Source organism: Kibdelosporangium persicum (assembly GCF_013280595.1).
GTDB classification, from domain to species: Bacteria; Actinomycetota; Actinomycetes; order Mycobacteriales; family Pseudonocardiaceae; genus Kibdelosporangium; species Kibdelosporangium persicum.
Genome location: NZ_JAAATY010000046.1, coordinates 1 through 19,661 on the forward strand (window position 1 = coordinate 1; position 19,661 = coordinate 19,661).

General features: G+C 70.0%; 11 protein-coding genes. 5 read left to right on the top strand and 6 right to left on the bottom strand.

The window, feature by feature from the left end; genetic code table 11:
- Positions 1–162: 162 nt before the first annotated feature.
- From GC106_RS43240 to GC106_RS43260, 5 genes are read right to left on the bottom strand one after another with little or no spacing between them, the layout of a single operon-like run.
- Positions 163–1,215 carry an acyl-CoA dehydrogenase family protein gene (locus GC106_RS43240; RefSeq protein WP_173142015.1) on the bottom strand — a complete coding sequence of 351 codons (1,053 nt, stop codon included), beginning with the start codon at positions 1,213–1,215 and terminating at the stop codon, positions 163–165.
- Positions 1,206–2,372, bottom strand: coding sequence for an acyl-CoA dehydrogenase family protein (locus tag GC106_RS43245; protein ID WP_173142016.1), 1,167 nt, complete (start codon positions 2,370–2,372; stop codon positions 1,206–1,208). Before GC106_RS43245 ends, GC106_RS43240 begins: the two co-directional genes overlap by 10 nt.
- Positions 2,372–5,671: a non-ribosomal peptide synthetase gene (locus GC106_RS43250; protein WP_173142017.1), complete on the bottom strand. Its 3,300-nt coding sequence runs from the start codon at positions 5,669–5,671 to the stop codon at positions 2,372–2,374. The genes GC106_RS43245 and GC106_RS43250 overlap by 1 nt, the downstream gene beginning before the upstream one ends.
- Complete coding sequence (locus tag GC106_RS43255; RefSeq protein WP_173142018.1) at positions 5,668–6,714, bottom strand: BtrH N-terminal domain-containing protein; 1,047 nt, start codon at positions 6,712–6,714, stop codon at positions 5,668–5,670. The genes GC106_RS43250 and GC106_RS43255 overlap by 4 nt, the downstream gene beginning before the upstream one ends.
- Positions 6,711–7,331 (bottom strand): beta-sandwich domain-containing protein, encoded by a 621-nt coding sequence (locus tag GC106_RS43260; RefSeq protein WP_173142019.1) that lies wholly within the window; start codon positions 7,329–7,331, stop codon positions 6,711–6,713. Before GC106_RS43260 ends, GC106_RS43255 begins: the two co-directional genes overlap by 4 nt.
- A 68-nt stretch (positions 7,332–7,399) precedes the next feature.
- Between GC106_RS43260 and GC106_RS43265 the strand changes: the two genes are divergently transcribed.
- Entirely contained in the window at positions 7,400–8,716 is a 1,317-nt protein-coding gene (locus tag GC106_RS43265; RefSeq protein ID WP_173142020.1) for an acyl-CoA thioesterase/bile acid-CoA:amino acid N-acyltransferase family protein, read from the top strand.
- Between the two features lie 6 nt (positions 8,717–8,722).
- Here the strand turns inward: GC106_RS43265 and GC106_RS43270 are convergent, their stop codons facing one another.
- Positions 8,723–14,380: a non-ribosomal peptide synthetase gene (locus GC106_RS43270; RefSeq protein WP_173142021.1), complete on the bottom strand. Its 5,658-nt coding sequence runs from the start codon at positions 14,378–14,380 to the stop codon at positions 8,723–8,725.
- A gap of 182 nt (positions 14,381–14,562) precedes the next feature.
- Here GC106_RS43270 and GC106_RS43275 point away from each other — a divergent pair, with 182 nt between their 5' ends.
- From GC106_RS43275 to GC106_RS43290, 4 genes are read left to right on the top strand one after another with little or no spacing between them, the layout of a single operon-like run.
- Positions 14,563–16,083: an aldehyde dehydrogenase family protein gene (locus tag GC106_RS43275; protein ID WP_173142022.1), complete on the top strand. Its 1,521-nt coding sequence runs from the start codon at positions 14,563–14,565 to the stop codon at positions 16,081–16,083.
- A gap of 45 nt (positions 16,084–16,128) precedes the next feature.
- Positions 16,129–17,457, top strand: a complete 1,329-nt coding sequence (locus GC106_RS43280) for a cation:proton antiporter (protein ID WP_312873358.1) — start codon at positions 16,129–16,131, stop codon at positions 17,455–17,457.
- Between the two features lie 34 nt (positions 17,458–17,491).
- Positions 17,492–19,087 carry a tryptophan halogenase family protein gene (locus GC106_RS43285; RefSeq protein ID WP_173142023.1) on the top strand — a complete coding sequence of 532 codons (1,596 nt, stop codon included), beginning with the start codon at positions 17,492–17,494 and terminating at the stop codon, positions 19,085–19,087.
- The gene (locus tag GC106_RS43290; protein ID WP_217281677.1) at positions 19,084–19,656 is read left to right on the top strand and encodes a flavin reductase family protein; all 573 of its coding nucleotides are present in this window, start codon (positions 19,084–19,086) and stop codon (positions 19,654–19,656) included. The genes GC106_RS43285 and GC106_RS43290 overlap by 4 nt, the downstream gene beginning before the upstream one ends.
- The last annotated feature ends 5 nt before the right edge of the window (positions 19,657–19,661 follow it).

Here is a 19,661-nt window from a genome sequence, read left to right on the forward strand (position 1 = left end):
AGGTCGTGTTTCGAATGTCCCGGTCGATGAGAGTCGGGATCGGGGCGGTTCCTGGCGTCGCCGCGGGATCGCCGCGAATACTGGTTGTCTTTGGGCGGTCCCGCGGTGGCGTCAGGGGCCGCATCCGGCCCGGCTATCGCGATCGGGCATTTGAAACACGACCTAGGTCGTGGTGAGACGTCGGGCCCCTGCTTCGCACCACAACCGGGCCGGGGACGCCCAGCTGGTCGTGTGCCGCCGGGCTGCCAGGTAGTAGCGGTGCATCGCGGACGTGCGGGTCAGCCCGGCCGCGCCGTGGATCTGGGTGGCCGCCCTGATCACCGTCATCGCGGTCTCCGCGCTGAACGCCAGTGCCTGAACGGCGGCCAGCGGATCAGGTGCGCCGGTGTCGGCGAGCCACGCCGCCCGTTCGATCGACAGGTGCACCGCGCGCAGGTCGATGGCCGACCGGGCCAGGGTGAACCCGATGCTCTGGAACTCGATCACCGGGCGGCCGAACTGGCGGCGCCCGCTCGCGTGCCCGACCGCCAGCGCCTGCGCGCCGGCCGCCAGTCCGAGCAGGTACGCGGCCTGCCTGATGCGGGCCCTGCTCAGGATGCCGTCCGGATCCGACAGGGGGACACCGGTCCCGAGTGAGCCGACGATCTCGTCGTCGCCGATGGTCACCCCGTCCAGCTGGACCATCGGCAAGCCGGTCGGGCCGGTGGAGACCACGGGGGCGAGTGCTTCCGGCGTGAGCATCACCAGCAGGACCGAGTCGTCCGCGGCGACCGGGAAACAGCACCCGGCCATGGCGGGGACGGTCGAGTCCACCGGCACCTTGCCGGCCAGTTCGTAACCACCGGCGACGGGCCGGGCGGTGAGTCGTGGCGTGGGTAAGGCGTCCATGCCCGCGAGGACCACGGGGCACTTGCCGCCGACCAGTGAGGCGGCCATCCCCCGGGGGTCGCCGGACGAACTGATCGCGTCCACGGCCATGGCGGTGCCGGTGTACAGGTCGGGCAACGCCCGGCAACCCAGTTCGCGGCTGACCACCACGCCGGTGGTCACTCCCAGCCCGTAGCCGCCCGCCGAGGAGGGCGCCTCGAAGGCCAGTGCCTCGTAGTCCAGCAACACCGGCCAGAGCTGTTCGGGGTCGTCGTCCGCGACGGGCGTCAAGCCGCTGACGAGCACCCGCCGGAGTCGTTCGGCCAGCGGGTCGGCGGTCAGGTCCATGGCCAGGCCTCCTGACTGGATCCAGCGGCCGCGATCGAACCGCTGACGATCTCGAGCATGATCTGCGACGTGCCCGCGGCGAGCGTGACGCCCGCCGCCTCTCGGTAGCCCGCCTCGAGCACCGCGGCGTCATCGGGCGACAGCGAGCGCAGGCCGTATCCGAACCCGTGCACCTCGGTGGCCCATACGGCGACCTGTTGTGCCGTCTCGCTGGTGATGTACTTGGCCATCGCGGCCATCACCTCGTCGGTGACCTGCCGGTCCATCCGGCTGAGCACCGCGGAGGTCATCAGCGACGCCGCGTCGACGTGGGCGCCGCACCTGCCGACGCCGGCCAGCAGCGCGCTGTCGGTCTCATCCGGGTCGAGGCCGGCCAGCGCGGTCTCGTACCAGCGACGGGCTCGCAGCGAGTAGTCCAGGCCGGTGCGCTCCAGGGCGAGACACTGGACCAGCAACGGCCAGCCGTCGCCCTCCGCGCCGACGATCGCGCCGGGCCCGACCCGGACCCGGTCCAGCTCCACCCGGTCGAACTGCTCGTCGGCCATGGTGGGCAGGTTCGACCGGGTGACACCGTCGGCCGTCAGGTCGATCAGGAACAGCGTGATGCCGTCGTACCTGCTCGTCCCGGTGCCGGTGCGGACGGCACACAGCGCGAGGTCCGACATCCGGCTCTTGAGCCCGTAGACCTTCACGCCGGACAGCAGGAAGTCCTCCCCGTCACGTTCGGCCGTCGCCTCGATCGACGCCAGGTCCGACCCGACGCCGGGTTCGGTGTAGAGCACGGTCGCGAACCGTTCCCCCGCGGCCATCGCGGGCAGGAAGCGCTGCTTCTGCTCGTCTGATCCCGCGGCGAGCAGGAACGCGCCCACGATCTGGACGCTCAGTACCTGCTGCATGTCCGGGACGCCCGCGGCGACGAGCTCGGTGATGACCGTGGCCGCCTCGGTGTGTGACGCGCCGAGCCCGCCGTACTCGACCGGCCAGTGCGACGCGAGCAACCGGTGACGGCCCAGTTCCCTGTACAGGGCACGGACATCCGGTTCCGGCCGCGGGTCGGCCAGCACCGCGGCGAGCGCGTCGCGGACTCGCGGGTCGACGAGTGCGTCGGCCACCAGCGTGCGGAGTTTCTCGTCCCGTTCCGTCCTGCCGAAGTCCATCAGCCTGCCTCCTCCATGTGCTCGACCCGCATGATCCGGTCGGCCTCGTCGTCCGACATGCCCTCGAGGAACTCGAGCAGGCTCTCGTCGTCCAGCTGGGCGGCGCGCTGCCGGTCGACCACCGCGGCGAGACCGGCGACCGTGGGGTCGCGGAAGAAGTGGGCGACGCTCACCTCGACGTCGAACGAGCGCCGGATGCCGAAGATCACCTGGGCGGCCTGCAAGCTGCTGCCGCCGAGTTCGAAGAAGCTGGTGTGCGAGTCCACCGTCTCGACGCCCAGCGCCCGGCCGAACAGCTCGTCGGCGATGATCCGCTCGGTCTCCGACCGGTCGGCGCCGTCCGTCCGCGCGACGACCACCTCGGGTGCCGGCAGTGCCGCCCGGTCGACCTTGCCGCTGGAGGTCAGCGGCAGCTCCGAGACGATCACCACCCGGTCCGGCACCACCGGCGGGGGCAGCATCGTGATCAGGTGGGCACGCAGGTCCGGCGGGGTGGTCCTGGCGCCCGCGGCCAAGCTGACGTACGCGACGAGGTGCGGCTCGCCCTGCGGGTCGGTCCACACGTCGGCGAACACCTGCCGGACGTCCGCGTGGCCCGACAGGGCCGCCTCGATCTCGGCCGGCTCGATGCGCATGCCGCGGATCTTGAGCTGCCTGTCGATCCGGCCGAGGAACACCAACGCGCCGTCCCGGCGTCGTTTCACCAGGTCCCCGGTGCGGTACAGGCGCCCGCCCGGTGCCGTGCCGAACGGGTCGGCGATGAACTTCCGTTCGGTCAGCCCCGGCTCGTTGAGGTAGCCCTTGGCCAGCCCAAGACCACCGATCACCAGCTCACCGGGAACACCGTACGGAACCGGCTCCAGGTTCTCGTCGAGCACGTGGGCGACGTGGTTGGCGATGGGCAGGCCGATCGGCGGCGAGGAGTCCCATGTGCCCACGCACTCGTGCACGATCATCGTGACGGTGCACTCGGTCGGGCCGTAGCCGTTGAAGAACCGGCGACCGGGGTTCCACCGGTTGACCAGTTCGCCGGGGAACGCCTCGCCACCGACGAAGACGATCCGCAACCGCTCCAGCCGTTCCGGCTCCAGCATGGCCATCACCGACGGCGGCAGGTCCGTGACCGTGATCCCCTCCTGCTCGAGCAACCGTTGCAGGCGCTCGATGTCCAGGCGGTCGCTGTCCAGCGCGAGGCACAGCCGCCCGCCGGTGAGCAGGGCGCCGAACATCTCGAAGACCGACACGTCGAACGTGGTGGCGGCGTAGCCGAGCATCCGGTCGGCCGGCGTGAGGACGAACAGGTCCCGCATCGCCTCGACGAAGTTCACCACCGCCCGGTGACTGATCAGCACGCCCTTCGGCGTGCCGGTGCTGCCCGAGGTGTAGAGCACGTAGGCGAGGTCGTCGGGACCGGCATCGCCGCCACCGGGCGTGGCGCCCTCGGGGGCTTGGTCGGCCGTGGTCAGCGTGTGCCAGGCGGTGCCGGACAGCACGCCGGTCAACTCGCTCGTGGTCAGGACCACGGCCGGCGCCGCGTCGCCGAGCAGAGCCAGGAGCCTGCTGGCCGGGTGCGACGGGTCCAGCGGCAGGAATCCCGCGCCGGCCTTGAGCACCGCGAGGACCGACACGAGGTACTCGGCGCCTCGCGGCAGGCAGATCGCCACGATCCGCCCTGGCCGTGCACCGGAAGCACGCAGCACTTCGGCCAGTGCGTCGGCTTTGGCGTTCAGTTCCCGGTAGGTGAGCCGTTCGTCGCCCGCGACCACGGCGCACGCTTCTGGGGAACGGGCCGCCTGGTCAGCGAACCAGCCATGGATCGTCACGGGCGGCGAGGACCGGTAGAGCCCGTCCCATCGCCTCAGTAGCTCGTCGCGCTCGGCGGGAGCCAGCAACTCGGCCCGCGCGATCGGCGCACCGGGGTCGCCTGCCAGCGACGCCGTCAGCCTCAGGTAGCGATCGAGCAGGTCGCCGATCGTGCCGGCGTCGAACAGATCCGTGCGGTACACGGCGGCCACGTGTGGTCGCGGTCCTGCCTCGACCAGGTGGACCGCCAAGTCGAACGGGGCGATCGACGGATCGGGCAGGTCGACGCCGGTCCGTAGCCCGGCGAACTCAGGGGCCTCGACCGGGTCACGTAACGCGAACACGATCTGCACCAGTTGGGACATCAGGACTTCGCCGGCGGAGACGAGGGCACGCACCACGTCGTGGAACGACAGCCCGGCGTTGGCCTTGGCGCCGTCCACGACCAGCTGCACGCGACGGACGACGTCACGGAACGTCGGCGCCCCGGCGAGGTCGACCCGCAGTGCGAGCAGGTCGGTGAAGTTCCCGATCAGGCCGGCCAGCTCGGGGCGGTCGCGCCCGGAAATCGGCATTCCCACGATCTGGCCGTCCTGGCGGCTGTAGCGCCTCAGCAGCACGAACAGCGCCGAGAGGTAGACGGTCGACGACGGCACCGCCAGCTCCGCCGCCAGTTCGTGCACCTGTCCGACCAACTCGTGGTCGACAGGCAGGCGGGTGCTCGCGCCGGTGACCGTGGATCCGGTCGGCCGTGGCCGGTCCGTGGGCAGGTCGACCACCGGCGGGCTCTGCAGTTGCTGACGCCAGTACTCCATCAGCCGGGCCTGTTTGTTCCCGGCCGTCGCGCCGTGCTGCCAGTGCGTGTAGTCGATGTAGCCGATCGGGAGCGCGGGCAGTTCCGGCGCTGTGCCGGCCACTTCGGCCCGGTACAGCTCGGCGAGATCGTTCAGCAGCACCTGGACCGAGGCGTCGTCGAAGATCAGCCGGGACGCGGCGAACACGAGCAGGTGACCGCCGGGCCCGCCGGTCACCAGACAGGCCCGCCACAACGGCCCGGTGGCCAGGTCGAAGGGTTTCGCCGCAACGGTTCTGGCGGTGGCGACGACGTGGCCGGGCTCGGCCGTGATCACCGGAAGTTCGGCCGCCGATCCCGTGACGACTCGCTGGACCGGGCCAGAGCCGTTGTCCGGCAACGATATCCGCAGAGCGTCATGCCGTGCCGCGAGCGCGCCCAGAGCGCGCCGGAGCGCCTCGGGTTCGACGTCGCCGTCCACAGTGAACAGAATCGTGACGTTGTCCGCGCTGAGCACGGCGGGCCGCTCGTCAAGCGACCACAACGTGTTCTGCGGGTGGGCCAACGGGGCACTGTCCGCCCCGGAACGGCGGATCGGCGCCGCGGGCGGCCGGTCGCCGTCGGCACACTGCAACAGCGCGAGAAACCTGTCCCGCCGGTCCTGGGCAAGCAGGTCAAGCCGGTCTCGCAGCACGCTCGTCATCCGATCTCACCGCTCCCGTCGTTCAGCGTCGCCATGGCTTGTTCGATCGCCGCCAATGCCTCTTCATGGGCCCGCCGCAGCCGGGCGGTCCGGTGCGCGAGGTCACCGGCCCACGCGCGTGGATCGGCTCGTCCGTACGCGGCGCAGACGCGCACCGGCGTCCAGGCGTGCGCCACCTGTTCGACCCGCCGCCCGGCCTCCGCCAGCACCGGGTTACGCCACTGGACGCCGCGGTCGCGCAACAGTTCCCCGTGCAGCGCGGCCTGCGCCTGCATGCCCCAGCCGAACGGGTAGGCCTCCTCGACCGTCGCCCGGTCCCCGTTCCGGGCCGCGGCCACCAGTTCCGTGCCGAACTCGGCCAGTCCGCGCAGGCCCGCCCGGTCCGGCCCGTCGCTGTCGAACCGGGCCAGGTTCGCCGCCATGGCCTCGCCGAGCCGGGCCGGGGTCAGTGGCGGGAACGGCGTGCCGAGGGTGACGTCGAGCCACCGCCCGTCGATGTGCACGCCGCTGAAGAACGCCTCCTGCTCGCGGGGATTCACCGATGTCCAGCTGCGCAACAGGTCCGCGATGGCCAGCGGGCCGTGGTAGGCGGGCGGCATCGCGTCGCTGACCAGTACCTCACCGGCCACCCGGTCGATGCCGTACACGATGATCAGGTGCGCTGAGTGCACGTCCTGATAGGCAGGACGGAACGGCAGGTGGTAGTTGTCCACGGCCACGATCGGCAGCCGGTTGCCGGCCAGTGCAGTCTCCAGCGCCACGAGCGGGTCGGTGTCCGGAGCGGTGCGCCACACCGAGCCGGCCCGGTGATACGGCAGCAGGCTGCCGACCAGGTCACCGTCACGCGCGCACGGCCAGTAGAACTCCTCCGGCCGGACGTCGCCGGGCAGGTGCCGGAACTCCCAGCTCAGCCCAAGCGCGCCGAGCGGGTCCTCTCCCTCCCGGATGAGCAGCGAGGCCAGCGTCGACTGCAGGCAGCTGACATGGTCGCGATACCAGTGCTGGATCACCCGGTCCGTCGGGGCCTGTTGTACGCCGGTCACCGGTGGTGTCCCTTCCGCAGAACGAATGTCGCGGCGAAGATGTGCACGGCGGGGTTCCGGGGCAGCCGCATGGCCGCGAGCGCGGCGCCCCGCACGAGCGGAACCCGCTGGCACCAGACCATCGCGGAGACGTTCGCCTGCACGTGGTACGGGTAGTGCATGGTCAGCGTGGTGAAGGCGGACGTCTCGCCGAACACCGCGGGTGCGGCCCAGAAGTCCGACACCCGCAGCGGTTCGAAGTCGACCGCGCCGTCCGCGTAGTGGAAGGCGATCTCGTCCTCGACCCGCCGCTCGGCCGCGGTGAGCAGGTACAGCCAGTCGTACTGGCCGGGCTCCACGGTGATGTGCTGGCCCGCGCACCGGACGTTGTCCGGCCTGCCCCCGCCGGTGGCCGGGAAGGTGAACGGCACGTCCTCCACCTGGATGGCCCGGCCGGACGGGAGCTCTTCGGCGGGCAGCGAGTTCCCCCAGACGTTGAACGCGCCGTAGCCGGTCGCCGAGGACGACGTCACCCCCACGTTGTCGCGATGGAGGTCCAGATCGACCAGGTGAAAGCGCGAACCGTGATCGTCCCGCACCGCCGTGGCACGGGGCGCCGGGGACACGTGGTTTACCATGGACACTCCACAACTTGACTGTTGTAAACAAGCCGATATTACTGAAGTCATCGGAACGGAAGCAAGAGATGCCGGACGATCACGCCCCTCACTCCCCCACACCGGCGCGCATCCTGGTCGAGCCGGCGGACCCGCTCGTCGACACCCCGCTGGACATCCGGCTGGCCGGCTTCGCCCCCGCCGACGAGGTGGTCGTGCGCTGCCAGATGATCGATCCGCGTGGCCGGCGCTGGGAGTCGGCCGTGACCGTCCACACCGGCGAGGACGGCGGGCTGGACCTTGCCGCGGCCACGCCGGCCGCGGGTACCTACGACGAACCGGACGCCATGGGCCTGGTGTGGTCGATGAAGGCCAAAGGCAAGCCGGACAAGTCGTTGCGCGACCGCCGGATCCTTCCCCCGGCACAAATCAGCCTGACGGCCGAAAAGGACGGGCAACTGCTGGCCAGGGCAACGGTCGACCGGCTGCGCCTGCCGGTTGACGTCCAGCGCGTCCCCGTGCGCAGCGACGGCTTGGTCGGAACCCTGTTCTGGCCAAGGGAAGGCGGACCGTACCCCGGTGTGCTGCTGCTCGGTGGCTCCGAAGGCGGCCTGCACGAACTGGACGCCGCGCTGCTGGCGGCACGCGGGTACGCGGTGCTCGCCCTCGCCTACTTCGGGATGCGTGGCGTGCCGTCGGATCTGGTGAGCATTCCGCTCGAATACTTCGGGAAAGCCATGTCGTTCCTGCGTGGCAGGCGCAAGGTCCAGGGCGACCGGCTCGGCGTGATCGGCGGATCGCGGGGCGGGGAGGCGGCCTTGCTGCTCGCCGCCACCTACCCCGACATCGCGGTCGCGGTCAGCCTGGTCGGCGCGGGCGTGATCACCCAGGGCATCAGCCGCAAGCGCCGGCTGTTGGACACGCTGCACGAGCAAGTGCCTGCCTGGACGTATCGCGGCAAGGCGTTGCCGTTCCTGCCCAACCAGGTCCCGGCGGAGCTGACCGAGCAGGTCGCGGCGAAGGTGCCGGTCGAACTCGGGCTGGCCTTCACACCCAGCCTGGCCGACCGGGACGCGGTGACCGCCGCCGCGATCCCCGTCGAACAGATCCGCGGCGCGGTGCTGGCGATCACCGCGGGCGACGACCGCATGTGGCCGTGCACCGAACTGAGCGAGCTCGCCATCCAACGGTTGGCCGCCGCGGGCCATAACGCCGCCAAGCACGTCCACTACCCCGACGCGGGGCACCTGATCGCGGCGCCGCCGTACGGGCCGACCACCGAGATCCTCACCCCCGGTCCGGGTGTGCGGTTCCGCACCGGGGGTTCGGCGAAGGCCAATGCCGCGGCCCGTGTCGGGGCCTGGCACGCGCTGACGGAGTTCCTCGAAGAGCACCTGGCGTCCTGAGCAGGTTCAGGCCTCGGCCGGGGCGGCCGCCGCGAGACTGCGTTCCAGCTCGGCGGCGACGTCGGCGACGGTGGGCAGGTCGAAGATCTTGCGCAGCGAGATCCGGATGCCCAGCCGCTCGCTGAGCCGCCGTGCCACCAGCGCACCGGCCATCGAGTTGCCGCCGAGAGCCAGGAACGTGTCGGTACGGGTCACGTTGTCGACGTCGAGCACGGCCTGCCACATCTCGACGACCAAGAGCTCCATCTCAGTGAGCTCCGCGCGCGTGTCGGCCACCACAGGCTCGGGAACGGCAGCCGGCCGCTCGGCAAGCGCCTTGCGGTCGACCTTTCCGTTGGGCGACAACGGGAACGTCTCATGCACGAGCACCGACGAAGGCACCATTGGAGCCGGCAGCAGCCCGGCGACGTGGGCGAGCAGTCGATCGGTGTCGGCCTCCTCGCCCGGCTTGGCGCGGATATGGGCGACGAGATGACGGCCTGCCTCCCGGCCCACCGCCACCACGACGGCCTCACGGACACCGGGATACGTCCGCAGCGCGGCCTCGACCTCACCGAGCTCGATCCGGTGGCCGCGGATCTTGACCTGGAAGTCGGTCCGGCCCAGGATCTCGATCGAGCCGTCCGGCAGGTACCGGCCGAGGTCGCCGGTGGCGTAGGCCCGCTCGCCCGTGGCGGGCAACCGAACGAACGCCTGCTCGGTGCGCTCGGGGTCGTTCAGGTATCCCTTGGCCAGCGCCACCTCGCTGGCGTCGTAGATCTCCCCGGGCACCCACTGTGGACACTCCCGGCCCATGCCGTTGAGCACGTAGTGCCGGTGGTTGGGCAGTGGCTTGCCGTACGGGATGCTCGTCCACTTCGGATCGACGGCGCCGATCGGGTTCTGCACCGACCAGACCACGGTCTCGGTCGGCCCGCCCGAACCGATCACCTTCAGCCCGGGCGAAAGCGCACGCAACCGGTCGGGCAGCGTGACCGGGATCCAGTCGCCGGACATCACCACGGTCCGTACGCCGCGCAACGCCGTGCTGCCGAGTTGCTCCGCGCGGTCGGTGAGCATCTGCATGACCGCCGGCACCGGACCGAGGAACGTGACCCGCTCCGCCTCGATCAGGCGCAGCCACTCGTCCGTGTCCGGGCCGCCGGGGTCCGGCAGCACCGCGGCACCGCCGGCGGCCAGCACCGCGAACACATCGGCGACCGACAGGTCGAAACTCAACGCCGCCAAGGCAAGTACCCGGTCGTCCGGACCGACGCCGAACTGGCCGGCCACGGTGTCGGCGAAGTTCACCACGGCCCGGTGATCGACCATCACGCCCTTGGGCTCGCCGGTGGAACCCGAGGTGAACAGGACGTACGCCAGGTCGTCCGGCCTGCCCACCGGCTCGATCGGCTCCGTGTCACCGGTTCCGTCCACGACAAGTGGCGTGACCCCGTCCGGCCAGGGCACTGTGTCCTGCAGCCACGGCTGGGTGAGCGCGATGCCGACACCTGCCTTGGTCAGCAGCATCCGCAGCCGGTGTGCCGGCAGTTCCGGATCGATCGGCAGGTACGCGCCGCCGGCGGCCAGTATTCCGTACACGGCGGCGTACTGCTCCCAGCCGCGTTCCATCGCGACAGCCACGAGCTGTCCCGGCCGCATTCCGTTCCGGCGTACCAGCGCGGCGACTTGACCGGCCTCTGTGGACAGTTCGGCGAAACTCAGCCGCCGCCGGGAACTGATCACCGCGGGTGCGTCCGGACGCTCGCGTGCCTGCTCGGCCAGCAGTTCGTGCGCCATGATGTCGCGGACCGGCGCCGAGGTGTCGTTGACCTGCGACCGCACCTGTTGCTGCGCTGCCGGGACGAGGTCGAAAGCGGCGCGGTCCCAGGCCGTCGGGTCGTCGCTCAACTCGTGCAGCACGGCACAGAACGCGCCGAACATGTCCTGCACCAGTCCATCCGGGAACAACGCGGGCAGGAAGTCCCAGTTGAACTGCAACTCCCCGGCGATCTCGAAGATCTGGAAGTCGATCGACACCTGGGGCGTCTGCGAGATCGTGTAGATGGCGTCGCCGAAGGACGTCGCGTAACGACGTGGAGGATGGCCCAGCAGGCTGGTCATCACGATCGGCATGGCCGCGGCGACCGTGCCACGTGCCCTGGCGAGCTCGCGCAGCACGCGGACTCCGCTGTAGTGACGGTGTTCGAGGTCCGACCACAGCTGCCGTTGCACGGCCACGGCCCGCTCGGCGAACGTCCCGTCCGCCTTCTCGACCGCGAGCAGCAGCGTCGTCGTGGTGTCGCCGATGATCTGGTTGACCTCCTCGTGCAACGGAAGCCGGTTGAACAACGGGAAGTTGATGGTGAACGCCTCCTGGCCGCTCCACTCCCGCAGCACCTCGGCGAAAACACTGGCCAGGACACAGGAAGGTGTCAGACCGAGCTCGTTCGCCTTGGCCTTCAGGCGATCCCACACCGGGGGCGGCAGCCGGTGGGCCACCCGGTCGAAGCGCATCGGCACGGTGGGCTGCCACGCGGGCCGGTTCGGCAGCACGGGCGCCGGCGGCAATGTGGCCAACCGGTCCAGCCAGTACCGCTCCGAACGGGCGTAGAGCTCGCTGGCCTCCAGCACCCGCTCGAGGCCGACGACGTAGTCCCGGAAGGTGAAGCTCAGCGGCGGCAACCGCAACGCCGGGTTCTCGTACAGCAGCACCAGGTCGGGAACCAGCACCTGGAAGTAGCTCCAGGCGTCGGCGACCAGCATGTCCAGGCTGAGGTGGATGCGCACCCGCCGCTCCGCCCGGCCGCGGGCGGGCAGCCGGGTCAGCCGGATGTCGAACAGGGGCCACTCGTCGTCCGGCATCACCTGGTGCGAGAGCTCCGCGCGGAGCGCTTCCAGTTGCTCCGCGACGACTTCCGGTTGGTCGTGACGCAGGTCGAGCACGGGAATCCGGTAGTCGGGCGGATCGGCGAGCACCTGCTGGTAGCCGTTGGCGCGGATGGCCATCCGCAATGCGTCGTGCCGGTCGACCAGCCGGCGCCACGCGTTGGTGAACCGGTCGATGTCGAGATCGTCGCTCTCCCACTCGAAGTACCCGTGGCAGCCGATGTTGCCCAGTTCGACCGAGTCGCCACGGCCGATCCACAGCGCCTGCTGGCTGTCGTTGAGCGGGAACGGGTCGAACCGGTTCGCCGGATCCGGTTCGACCCTGGGCAGATCGGTGACGCCCTCCTCGGCCGGTGCCTGAGCGACCAGCTCGGCCAGCCCGGCGACGGTCGGTCGCAGCAGGATGTCCGAGGGCCGCACGGCCTGGCCGAACTCGTGCCGGATGCCCGCGATGATCTCGAACGCCAGCAGCGAATGGCCGCCCAGCTCGAAGAAGTCGTCGTGCACGCCGACCTGGTCGATGCCGAACACCGACTCCCAGATCGCCGCGATCCTGGCCTCCCGCTCGTCCCGCGGCCCGGCGTACGGGCTGCCGAGCCCGGTGCGGGCGCCCGCTTCGACGGCGGGCAGGCCGAGCCGGTCGACCTTGCCGCTGGGCAGCCGGGGCAAGGCGTCGAGCACGCCGATCGTGGTCGGCACCATGTAGTGCGGCAGCCTTTCGCCCAGTGCCCGCCGGATTTCGCCGGCGGACGGGGCGTTGGCGGCCGTGGCCACGTAACCGACCAGACGCGTGTCTCCCGCGGCCGCCTGCTGGGTGACCACGATCGCCTCGGTCACCCCCGCCAGGTCACGCAGTGCCGCCTCGACTTCGCCGACCTCCACGCGGAAACCCCGGATCTTGACCTGGCCGTCGGACCGGCCGAGCACCTCGATCGCCCCGTCAGCGCGGTACCTGGCCAGATCGCCGGTGTCGAACAGGGTCGGCGAGGGCTCCTCCGCCACCGTGCCTGCGACGAACCTGGCCGCGGTCAGCTCGGGCCGGGCGTGGTAGCCGGCCGCCAATCCGGCTCCCGCCACGAAGAGCCGGCCGATCACACCGGGTGGTACCGCCCGGCCGGCATCGTCCAGGATGTACACGCGGACGTTGGCGATGGGCCGCCCGGCGGGCACGGGCCGCAGCCTGCGCACATGCTCGGGGGTGGCCTGGGCGGTGAGGTCCGATCCGGCCCCGATGTCCAGGCAGCTCAACACATTCGTGGTCTCCGTGGAGCCGTAGGTCATCACGACCCGGAACGGCGTGTGCACCGGCGGCCAGCTCGGCAGGCGCTCGGCCGTGGTCACCATGACCCGCAGCCGCGCGTGCTCCGGCCAGTCCAGCCGGGAGACACGGTCGGCGAGCGCGGCCACCAGCATGGTGTGCGTAATGCCCTCGCTGGTCAGCCAGTCACGAATCCGCTCGGGTGTGTCCACCGCTTCGGCGTCGCCGACGCAGACCGTCACGCCGAGGCCCAGGTACGGCATCCACTCCATGATCTGCACGGCGAACCCGGGCGCCGACAGCCATGAGGCCCGGTCACCAGGCCGTACGTCGTAGGCACGGCCGGTCCACCGCACGAGGTTGGCCAGCGCTCCGTGACGCTCCAGCACTGCCTTGGGCGTCCCGGTCGAGCCGGAGGTGTAGACCAGGTGGCTGATCGTGTCCGGGCCGATGACAACGGCCGGTGCGTCGTCGGACTCGTCCGCGAAGGCCGCGTCGTCAACGCGCAACACGGGAACGCCATCGGCGAGCCGGGCGACTTGGTCATCCGTGGTGAGCACGACGAACGGCCGGGCGTCGGCGATCATGGCGCGGATCCGGTCGTCCGGGTTGTTCGGGTCGAGCAGCACGGCCGCCGCACCGGACTTGAGGATGCCGAAGACGGTGACGATGAACTGGGCGGACCGCGGGCACAGCAACCCGATCCGCTCGCCGGGCCCGGCGCCCATGGCGATCAGCCGGTTGGCGATCCGGTTGGCGGCCACGTCGAGTTCGCGGTAGCTGAGCGACCGGCCGTCCTGGGTCACGGCGATCGCGTCGGGACGCGCACGGACCTGCGCCGCGAACAGTTCGAGGTAGCCCATGACGGGCCAGTCGGTGGCCGTGTCGTTCCACGCCACCAGGATCTGGTGCTGTTCCTCCGGGGTAAGCAGATCGAGCTCACCGACGCTCAGCCGTGGGTCGGCGGCCGCCGCGGCGGCCAGAGTGCCGACGTGCCGGGCCATCCGGGCGACGCTGTCCTCGTCCCACAAATCAGTGGTGGCAACGAACTGCACCCCGCCCGGGGACACCAGCAAGCCAAGGTCGGCCGACGGCATCACCTGCTCGTCGTCACCGGAGCACGCGATGGCCACACTCACAGCGGTCTGTGCCTGCTCGGCGGCTGTGAGCATGGGCGTGCGGATCGCCGTCGCCGTGGCGGCGAGGATGTCCTCGACCGTGTCGGCCGCTCCGACGGTGACCTCACAGACCTGGACCTCGGCGCCCTCGCTGTCCTTGGCGACCAGGCCGAACGCTGTTTCACCGGTGTAGCGGTGCAGGAACATCACGAGCACCGCGGTCCACCAGTCGGTCACGCCGTCCGGGCCCGCCCCGTTCACCGGGGCGCGGTGGTACCGGCGCGATGGCGTCGCCGGCCGGGGATGATCCACCGGCAGCTTGACCAGATATGACCTGCCGGCCATCGGACCGGGCCGGGTGCCTGCCGGTTCGCACCGCAGCGGCACGGGAATGGGCGCAACGCCTGAATGCTGAGTCATGGGGATGCCGTCTCCGCTGATCGGGGGCCATCGCATTTGCCCGCGACGTTATGGACGGTCCGGTTATCCCTGAGTGACGAGGCCGCCGGGGTGCTCGTCACTGGCTGATAACCGAGAACCGGACACGATCGGCACGCCATTTACGGCAGTGTGTTGACTGGTGTGAATATCGGAGGATCCGGATGACCGAAACGTTGGTGCCGCGAACTCTCCCCGGCACAGTGCGGTCCCACGCCACCCATTGGATCGACGGCCGCTGGCGGTTCAACTGCTCGACCGACACCGTCGAAGTGACCGACCCGGCGACCGGATCCCCGCTCGCCACCGTCCCGGCCGGCACCCCGGCCGACGCCGAAGCCGCGGTGGACGCTGCCAAACTGGCCTTCCCATCCTGGTCGGCCCTGCCGCTGGACGAGCGGCTCCGTTACCTCGAACGGCTTTCCGAGCTGCTGGAGCAGCACGCCGACACGATGGCCGACCTGGTGACCGCCGAGACGGGTATGCCGCGCATGCTCACGCGGCACGTCCAATACCCGTACGCCGCCGAATCGCTGCGGTCGTACATCGAGCTTGCCCGGTCCCACCAATGGGAAGAGCGGATCGGGCACTCGGTGGTCCGGCGGGAGGCGGCAGGGGTGGTCGCCTGCCTCACCCCGTGGAACGCACCACTGGCGCTGATCATGCAGAAGGTCCCGGCCGCACTGGCCGCGGGCTGCGCCGTGGTGCTCAAGCCGAGCGAACTCGCCCCGCTCAACGCGTACCTGCTCGCCGAGCTGACGGCCGAAGCCGGGTTCCCACCCGGCGTCTTCAACCTCGTGTGCGGCACGGGACCAGTCGTCGGCGAGGCGCTCGCCGCGCATCCGGACGTCGCGGTCGTGTCGTTGACCGGATCACTGCGGGCCGGGCAGCGGGTCAGCGAACTGGCCGCCAGGCGCGCCGCGAAAGTAGGGCTGGAGCTGGGTGGCAAGAGTGCCTCAATCGTGCTGTCCGACGCCGACCTCGACCACGCCGTCACGAGCACGGTCGACCAGGCCATGTTCAACTCCGGCCAGGTGTGCTTCGCCTGGAGCCGCCTGCTGGTACCAGCCGCGCGGTACGACGAGGCGGTCACGCTCGCTGCCCGGACCGCGTCGGCGTTGCCCGTGGGCACCCCGTGGAACCCCGCGACCCGGGTCGGCCCGGTGATCCACAGCCAGGCGCGCGACCGGATCATCGGAATGATCGACGAAGCCACCCGGCAAGGCGCCAAGGTCGTCTGCGGTGGCACTGCGCCGGACGAGCCGGGCGAAGGCAGCTTCGTGTCCCCGACCGTGCTCGCGGACGTACGACCGGACATGCGCGTGGCCACTGAGGAAGTGTTCGGCCCGGTGCTCGCCGTCCTGTCCTATGAGGACGAGGATGACGCCGTACGGATCGCTGACGCCACCGACTACGGGTTGTCCGGCGCGGTCTGGTCCACCGACATCGATCACGCCACCGCGGTCGCGGGCCGGTTGCGTACCGGACGGGTGGACATCAACGGCGCTCCGTTCAACATGCGGGCTCCGTTCGGTGGCTACAAGTCCTCGGGCAACGGCCGCGAGCTCGGGACGTGGGGCCTGGACGCGTTCTGCGAGACGAAGGCCATCCAGTACCCGCCGGCCGCCGGTCCTGAGCCGGGCATCCGAATCCGGTCGGGAACCGGGGCACAGCACGAGTCCTGATCCGAGTCGCCGGTCCGTCACCCAAGTCTCCTGGAGGTTCGTCTCGTGCTCGCCGCTGCCCCGGTACCGCCGATGAGTGCCCACTCGCTCATGCTCTTCCTGCTCCAGCTGGGGCTACTGCTGCTGCTCGCGCTCGTCCTGGGCAAGCTGGCCGGTCTGTGCAAGATGCCCGCGGTGGTCGGGGAGCTGTGCGCGGGCGTCATCCTGGGGCCGTCGCTGCTCACGCAGATCGCCCCCGGGTTCTCCCACTGGCTGCTGCCCGCCGACTCCGAGCAGTTCCACCTGCTCGACGGGGTCGGTCAGCTCGGCGTCCTGCTGCTGGTCGGCGTCACCGGAGCGCACCTGGATCTCGCGCTGGTGCGCAAGCGCGTCGGGACCGTCACCAAAATCAGTGCCTTCGGGCTGGTCATCCCGCTCGGCTTCGGCGTCGCCGCCGGCCTGCTGCTGCCGGCGATGCTGGTCGGGGAGAACAACAACAGGACCGTCTTCGCCCTGTTCCTCGGCGTGGCCATGTGCGTCAGCGCCATCCCGGTCATCGCCAAGACGCTGTTCGACATGAACCTGTTGCACCGCAACGTCGGTCAGCTCACGCTGGCGGCCGGGATGGTCGACGACGTGTTCGGCTGGTTCATGCTCTCGGTGGTGTCGGCGATGGCGACCACCGGGCTGCGGACCTCGAACGTGCTCCTGTCGATCGCCTGCATCGCCGGCGTCGTGCTGGTGGCCGCGCTCAGCAGACCGTTGGTGCGCAGGATCTTCAAGCTCGCCGGGCGCACCGCCGCCCCCGGCCCGACGATCGCCACGTTCGTCGTGCTGATCCTGCTGGCCGCCGCCGGCACCCACGCGTTGGCGCTCGAGGCCGTCTTCGGCGCGTTCGTGTGCGGCATCCTGATCAACCGCTACGGCAAACCCGACCCGGCGAAACTGGCGCCGTTGCGCACCTTCGTGCTCGGCGTGCTCGCCCCGATCTTCTTCGCCACGGCCGGCCTGAGGATGGATCTCACCGCGCTGGCCGAACCGCCTGTTCTGCTCGCGGGGCTGGCCGTTCTCGCCATCGCGGTGCTCGGCAAGTTCGCCGGTGCCTACCTCGGCGCCAGGACCAGCAGGCTGACCAGGTGGGAGGCACTGGCCCTGGGGGCGGGCATGAACGCCCGCGGGGTGATCGAGGTGATCGTGGCGATGGTCGGCCTGCGGCTCGGCGTGCTGAACACCGAGATGTACACGATCATCGTCCTGGTCGCCGTGGTCACCTCGTTGATGGCGCCGCCGATCCTGCGGGTGGCGATGAAACGGGTCGAGTACACCGCTGAGGAAGAAATCCGCAGGAACGCGAACCTGCCCCCGGCTCTGGACGGGCGAGTCCGTGACAACTGACCACTGCCTCCACAACGAAAGTCAGAGAACAACCATGGATCAGCGCATCAAGAACGTGGTCATCCTCGGCGGCGGCACCGCGGGCTGGATGGCAGCCTCGTACCTGGGCAAAGCACTCCAGGGCACGGCCGCCATCACGGTCCTCGAGGCGCCTTCCGTGCCCCGGATCGGGGTCGGCGAGGCCACCGTGCCGAACTTGCAACGCGTGTTCTTCGACTACCTCGGCATCGCCGAGGACGAATGGATGCGGGAGTGCAACGCCAGTTTCAAGATCGCCGTGAAGTTCGTCAACTGGCGCACACCCGGGCCAGGCGTCCCGGCAGCGCGGTCGTGGCAGGGCAGGCCGGACCACTTCTTCCACCCGTTCGGCCTGCTGCCCGAGCAGGACGGAATTCCCCTGTCGCACTTCTGGACGCACAAGACCCGCACGGGTGCCACGACGGAACCCTTCGACTACGCCTGTTTCCGCGAACCGGCGATCATGGACGCCAACCGCGCACCGCGGTGGCGTGACGGGCGCCCGGCCACCCGGTACGCCTGGCATTTCAACGCCCAGCTGCTCGCGGATTTCCTGCAGCGGTTCGCCACCCGCAAACAGGGTGCGGTGCACGTCCTCGACCAGATGACCGAGGTGCTGCGCGACGAACGGGGCCACATCACGGCGTTGCGGACCAAGAGCGGCAGGCTGATCGAGGGTGACCTGTTCATCGACTGCTCCGGATTCCGCGGGCTGCTGATCAACCAGGCGCTCGAGGAACCGTTCATCGACATGAACGACCACCTGTTGTGCGACCGGGCGGTGGCCACGTCCATTCCGCATGACGATGTCGCTCACGGCGTGGAGCCGTACACGTCGGCGATCGCGATGCGGTCCGGGTGGTCATGGAAGATCCCGATCCTCGGCCGGTTCGGCAGCGGCTACGTCTACTCCAGCCAGTTCGCCGGCCAGGACGAGGCCACCGAGGAGTTCTGCGCGCTGTGGGGCCTCGACCCCGAGGTGACCGAGCTCAACCACATCCGGTTCCGGGTCGGCCGCAACCGGCGGGCGTGGGTGAAGAACTGCGTCAGCATCGGGCTGGCGTCCTGTTTCCTCGAGCCGCTCGAGTCCACCGGGATCTACTTCACGTACGCCGCGCTCTACCAGCTGGCCAAGCACTTCCCGGACCGCGGCTTCGACCCGGTGCTGATCGACCGGTTCAACCACGAGATCGAGTCGATGTTCGACGACACCCGGGATTTCGTCCAGAGCCACTTCTACTACTCGCCACGGGTGGACACGCCGTTCTGGGAAGCCAACAAACACCTCCGGCTCACCGACAACATCCTGGACAAGGTCGCCGCGTACCGGGCAGGCCTGCCGGTCAACCAGCCCTACACGGACGAGAACAACTACTACGGCAACTTCGACGCGGAGTTCCGGAATTTCTGGACCAACGGCAGTTACTACTGCATCCTCACCGGCATGGGGGTGGTGCCGGACCGGACGTTGCCCGCGTTGACGCACAAACCCGAGTCGATCCAGGCCGCCGAGTCCTTGTTCGACACCGTCAAACGGCAGCAGCGAAAACTCGTGTCCGCCCTGCCGGGCAACTACGAGTACCTGTGTGAGCTGCACGGGAAAAAGCCGTGAGCTCTCCGCTGCCACGAGTGGGACACAGTGGACTCGACGGCGATCCCGACGGGGCCGGGCACGTCTCCGCCGACGAGTACCGGCGGCTGATGAGCTGCTACCCCACCGGTGTCGCGATCGTGACGGCGATCGACCACAGCGGCGCACCGTGCGGGATGACGTGCTCCTCGCTCACCAGCGTGAGCGTGGAGCCGCCCACCTTGCTCGTGAGCCTGCGTTCGGCCAGCCGCACCCTCGACGCCGTGCGCCGCGGCGGCCGGTTCGCGGTCAACCTGCTGCACTCCGGCGGCCGCCGGGCCGCGTGGGTGTTCTCCCGGCGGGTGCCCGACCGGTTCAGCCAGACGATGTGGCGGCCCTCGCCCGGTTTCGGCGCGCCATGGCTGGTCGACGACGCGTTCGCGGTGGCGGAATGCCTGGTCACGAGGGAAATCGTGGTGGCCGATCACACGATCGTGCTCGCCGAGGTGGTGGGCGTCCGGCAGACCGAGGCGACCCCACTGGTTTACGGAATGCGGAGGTTCTCGGCGTGGCTCAGCGACGTTTTCACCGACGCCCCGGTTCTGGGCTGACGGCG

What these genes read in the sequence shown, in the direction of transcription:
- GC106_RS43240 (WP_173142015.1), bottom strand. Translation starts at nt 1,215, where the DNA reads ATGGACCTGACCGCCGACCCGCTGGCCGAACGACTCCGGCGGGTGCTC.
- GC106_RS43245 (WP_173142016.1), bottom strand. Translation starts at nt 2,372, where the DNA reads ATGGACTTCGGCAGGACGGAACGGGACGAGAAACTCCGCACGCTGGTG.
- GC106_RS43285 (WP_173142023.1), top strand. Translation starts at nt 17,492, where the DNA reads ATGGATCAGCGCATCAAGAACGTGGTCATCCTCGGCGGCGGCACCGCG.
- GC106_RS43275 (WP_173142022.1), top strand. Translation starts at nt 14,563, where the DNA reads ATGACCGAAACGTTGGTGCCGCGAACTCTCCCCGGCACAGTGCGGTCC.
- GC106_RS43250 (WP_173142017.1), bottom strand. Translation starts at nt 5,671, where the DNA reads ATGACGAGCGTGCTGCGAGACCGGCTTGACCTGCTTGCCCAGGACCGG.
- GC106_RS43265 (WP_173142020.1), top strand. Translation starts at nt 7,400, where the DNA reads ATGCCGGACGATCACGCCCCTCACTCCCCCACACCGGCGCGCATCCTG.
- GC106_RS43260 (WP_173142019.1), bottom strand. Translation starts at nt 7,331, where the DNA reads ATGGTAAACCACGTGTCCCCGGCGCCCCGTGCCACGGCGGTGCGGGAC.
- GC106_RS43270 (WP_173142021.1), bottom strand. Translation starts at nt 14,380, where the DNA reads ATGACTCAGCATTCAGGCGTTGCGCCCATTCCCGTGCCGCTGCGGTGC.